General features: G+C 71.5%; 5 protein-coding genes and 1 pseudogene. 3 read left to right on the top strand and 3 right to left on the bottom strand.

The genetic code is table 11. The features are described from left to right. Together CCN44_RS39870 and CCN44_RS39865 are read left to right on the top strand one after the other, a co-directional pair. Window positions 1-180: pseudogene (locus CCN44_RS39870) on the top strand (hypothetical protein); the annotation flags it as partial. A 78-nt stretch (window positions 181-258) separates the two neighbouring features. Then, window positions 259-954, top strand: coding sequence for a demethylmenaquinone methyltransferase (locus tag CCN44_RS39865; protein WP_059251903.1), 696 nt, complete (start codon window positions 259-261; stop codon window positions 952-954). On the opposite strand, the gene CCN44_RS39860 is transcribed toward CCN44_RS39865, so the two are convergent. Then, on the bottom strand, window positions 941-1,258 hold the full coding sequence (locus CCN44_RS39860) for a PASTA domain-containing protein (RefSeq protein WP_079081102.1): 318 nt from the start codon (window positions 1,256-1,258) through the stop codon (window positions 941-943). The two genes, CCN44_RS39865 and CCN44_RS39860, sit on opposite strands and share 14 nt — an antisense overlap. Before the next feature lie 109 nt (window positions 1,259-1,367). After that, window positions 1,368-1,898, bottom strand: a complete 531-nt coding sequence (locus CCN44_RS39855; RefSeq protein WP_059251905.1) for a GNAT family N-acetyltransferase — start codon at window positions 1,896-1,898, stop codon at window positions 1,368-1,370. A gap of 96 nt (window positions 1,899-1,994) precedes the next feature. Between CCN44_RS39855 and CCN44_RS39850 the strand changes: the two genes are divergently transcribed. Then, complete coding sequence (locus CCN44_RS39850; RefSeq protein WP_059251907.1) at window positions 1,995-3,287, top strand: geranylgeranyl reductase family protein; 1,293 nt, start codon at window positions 1,995-1,997, stop codon at window positions 3,285-3,287. 90 nt (window positions 3,288-3,377) lie between these two features. Here the strand turns inward: CCN44_RS39850 and def are convergent, their stop codons facing one another. Further along, the gene (def, locus tag CCN44_RS39845) at window positions 3,378-4,001 is read right to left on the bottom strand and encodes a peptide deformylase (RefSeq protein ID WP_059251909.1); all 624 of its coding nucleotides are present in this window, start codon (window positions 3,999-4,001) and stop codon (window positions 3,378-3,380) included. Window positions 4,002-4,127 lie beyond the last annotated feature (126 nt).

Here is a 4,127-nt window from a genome sequence, read left to right as displayed (position 1 = left end):
TCCCTGGACCCCCTCGCCTCGGACCTGCCCCCCGAGACCCCGCCGGCGCGCACGCCCGGCTCGGCCGCCTGCTTCGCCGTGTTCGACGTGCACGACGAAACAGAGCTGGCCGAACGAGGCGCCACGGCAACGTGCGTGGCGACGGTGATAGCGGGAAGGCTGCTGTTCCGGCGCCGTTGAGACGCGCTGTGCGCAGGACCTCGCGGCGCGCAGGAAGCCGAGGCTCCTGCCCTGGGAGGGGGCTGCAAGAATGGGCGGGTGACCCGCGCTTCCCTGAACAAGCAGCCGCACGAAGTCGCCTCGATGTTCGACGACGTGGCGGAACGGTACGACCTGACGAACGACGTGCTCTCGCTCGGCCAGGACCGGCGCTGGCGCAAGGAGGTGGCGAAGGCGGTCGACGCGCGGCCCGCGCAGAAGGTCCTGGACCTCGCCGCCGGCACGGCCACCTCCTCGCTGCCCTTCGCGCGGACGGGCGCGTACGTCGTCCCCTGCGACTTCTCCCTCGGCATGCTCCAGGTCGGCAAGAAGAAGCACACCTGGCTGCCCTTCACCGCGGGCGACGCGACGAGGCTGCCCTTCAAGGACGACACCTTCGACGCGGTGACGATCTCCTTCGGCCTGCGCAACGTGCAGGACACGGACGCGGCGCTGCGCGAGATGTACCGGGTCACCCGGCCCGGCGGGCGCGTGGTGATCTGCGAGTTCTCCCACCCCACCTGGGCGCCGTTCCGCACCGTGTACACCGAGTACCTGATGCGGGCGCTGCCGCCGGTCGCGCGCGCGGTGTCCTCCAACCCGGACGCGTACGTCTACCTCGCCGAGTCCATCCGGGCCTGGCCCGACCAGCCCGCGCTCGCCGAACGGCTGCGCAAGGCGGGCTGGTCGAGGGTGGCCTGGCGCAACCTCACCGGCGGTGTCGTCGCGCTGCACCGGGGCTTCAAGGAGAGCTGAGTCCGCCCACCGCACAGGGGTCGCCGGGCTGGTCCAGTTCCCGGCGCGGCCCGCCCGCCGGGGGCCGCGGAACGCGTGGTTCACGCACGCCTCCGCCGCCCTCGCCGTCGGTGAAGTCGAACCACACGTACACCATCGAGTCCCGCGGCACCTCGGCGCCGGGCTGCGGGTACTGGCGTACGACGTAGTCGACGACGACGCGGTGGAAGTCCGGGCGGTCCGGCGCGTTGAGGAGCAGGCCCCGCGCCCGGGCCGTTTCGCGGGCGTCCCCGGCCATCAGACCGACCAGACGCGGGACGCGCACTTCGGGTGTTTTGGGTGTTATGCGCACAGATGTCACCCCCAGCGGTACTGGCAGAGTAACCCCCGCCCGGTCCGCCCGGAAGGCGTTGGTGTCTTTCTGTAACAGATGACTACTGTGCGTGAGTGTGGGTGGGGCTGAGGCTGAGCCGGAAGCAGAGCGCCGATTCGTTCAGCGTGGGATGCGGGTAGGTCTCCGCCTGCTCCATGCCGAGCCTCCGGGCCACCGCGACGGACCGCTCGTTGCCCGGCCGGACCATCGCCACCACACCCGGCACCCCGGCCGCCCGCAGCCGCCTGAGCGTCTCCCGCGCCGCCGCGGTGGCGTACCCCTTGCCCCAGTGCGCCCGCCCCAGCCGCCAGCCGATCTCGGTCTCGCCGACCGGGCCCCAGTCCGGCGGCCACGGCTGCGCCCCGGTGAAGCCGATGACCTCCCCGGACTCGTCCAGCAGCGTCCACAGGCAGAAGCCGTGCTCCGCGTCGTGCCGCCGCTGGCGCGCGGTCAGCTCCTCGTACACCGACAGTTCCGCCGGCCTGCCGCCGTGGAACTCCATGACCTCCGGGTCGGCGAAGACCCGGTGCCACGCGACCGCGTCCTCGTGCGTGGGAACGCGCAGCCGTACCGCGGGGAGAGGTCGGTTCACAGGGCAGCCCTTCAGCCGGGTGATCAATTCTGCTGAATAGACTGCCCATGTCCAGTGCCGGTCGGCACATAGATTTCGACTTGGGGAGATCCCGCCGTGACCGTCGTGACCGAGCCCCTCTCCGAGAACACCGCCGATGTGATCGTCGTGGGCGCGGGGCCGGCCGGCTCCACGACCGCGTACCACCTCGCCAAGGCCGGTCTCGACGTGCTGCTCCTGGAGAAGACCGAGTTCCCGCGCGAGAAGGTGTGCGGCGACGGCCTCACCCCGCGCGCGGTCAAGCAGCTCGTCGCCATGGGCATCGACATCTCCGAGGAGGCCGGCTGGCTGCGCAACAAGGGGCTGCGCATCATCGGCGGCGGTGTCCGCCTCCAGCTCGACTGGCCGGAGCTGGCCGCGTACCCCAACTACGGACTCGTCCGCAAGCGCGACGACTTCGACGAGCAGCTCGCCCGCAACGCCCAGAAGGCCGGCGCCCGCCTGTTCGAGCGCTGCAACGTCAGCGGCCCGGTCGTCGACGACCGCACCGGCCGCATCACCGGCGTCACCGCCAGGCTCGGCGAGGAGAAGCGCGAGGTGACCTTCCACGCGCCGCTCGTCGTCGCCGCCGACGGCAACTCCACCCGGCTGTCCCTGGCGATGGGCCTGCACCGCCGTGAGGACCGCCCGATGGGCGTCGCGGTCCGCACGTACTTCGAGAGCCCCCGCCACGACGACGACTACCTGGAGTCCTGGCTGGAGCTGTGGGACCGGCGCGGCGCGCAGGACCGACTGCTGCCCGGCTACGGCTGGATCTTCGGCATGGGCGACGGCACGTCGAACGTGGGCCTCGGCGTGCTGAACACCTCCGCCTCCTTCAAGGAGCTGGACTGGCGCGAGATCCTCAAGGCGTGGTGCGCCTCCATGCCGGAGGACTGGGGCTACACCCCCGAGAACATGACCGGCCCGATCCGCGGCGCCGCCCTGCCCATGGCCTTCAACCGGCAGCCGCACTACACGCGCGGCCTGCTGCTCGTCGGTGACGCCGGCGGCCTGGTGAACCCCTTCAACGGCGAGGGCATCGCCTACGCCATGGAGTCCGGCCAGATCGCCGCCGACGTCATCGTGCAGGCCCACGCGCGCGCGACGCCCGCCCAGCGCGAGATCGCCCTCCAGCGCTACCCGCGCGTCCTCAAGGACACCTACGGCGGCTACTACACGCTCGGCCGCGCCTTCGTGAAGCTCATCGGCAACCCGAAGGTCATGCAGATCGCCGCCCAGCGCGGCCTGACCCACCCGATGCTGATGAAGTTCACCCTGAAGCTCCTCGCGAACCTCACCGACCCCACGGGCGGCGACGCGATGGACCGCATCATCAACGGCCTGAGCAAGGTGGCCCCGAAGGCGTGACCCGGCGCTGAGAGCCTTCAGCAGGCGCTCGGCGCTCAGCGCCGCGTGTCAGGCGCTCAGTGCCGAAGGGAGGAGGCGCTCAGTGCCGCGTCAGGCGCTCAGCGCCTCCGCGTTGGCGGCCCGGCGGGCGTACACCTCGTCGCGCCGGTCCGCCATCTGCCGCAGCGCGTCCCTTTTCTCCCGCTTGGAGAGCCGGTCCAGATAGATCGCGCCGTTGGTGTGGTCGGTCTCGTGGGCCAGGCAGCGCGCGAAGTAGCCCGTGCCCTCGACGACGACCGGCCTGCCGTCCCTGTCCTGCCCGCGCACGACGGCCCGGTCCGGCCGCGGTACGGCCATGACGGCGCCGGGCACCGACAGGCAGCCCTCGCCCTCGTCCAGCAGCCGTCGCTCGTGCGTGGGCGTTTCCAGCACGGGATTGACGATGTGTCCGACATGCCGGACTCCATCGTCATCGGGGCAGTCGTACACGAAAAGACGCAGATCGACCCCGACCTGATTCGCCGCCAGACCCGCGCCCTCGGCGACGTACATGGTGCGGAACATGTCGTCGATGAGCGCGGCGAGGTCGGGCCCGAACTCCGTGACGTCCCGGCACGGCCGGTGCAGCACCTCCTCGCCGACCTCGGTGATACGGCGCACCGCGCCCCGCCCGGCCTCGGGGGCGTAACGCGGGTAGTAGCCGGCCGGACTTCCCTGTACGAACACGCGTGGCATCGCGTGGACTCCTTCGCTCGTGACCGGACCGCCGGACGGCGGCCCGAGCAGAGCATGCCAGGGCGGACGCGGGGCACGTCAGGGCAGATGCGGGCGCGTCAGGGAAGGGAGCGGGGTGTGTCGGGG

Origin of the sequence: Streptomyces tricolor, from assembly GCF_002155905.1 — a bacterium.
Lineage (GTDB): Bacteria > Actinomycetota > Actinomycetes > Streptomycetales > Streptomycetaceae > Streptomyces > Streptomyces tricolor.
The sequence above is the reverse complement of the archived record's forward strand: the minus strand, read 5'-3'. Positions and strand labels throughout refer to the sequence as shown.

Excerpts from the sequence above, each read along its gene's own strand:
- def (WP_059251909.1), bottom strand. The coding sequence starts at position 4,001 with ATGCCACGCGTGTTCGTACAGGGAAGTCCGGCCGGCTACTACCCGCGT.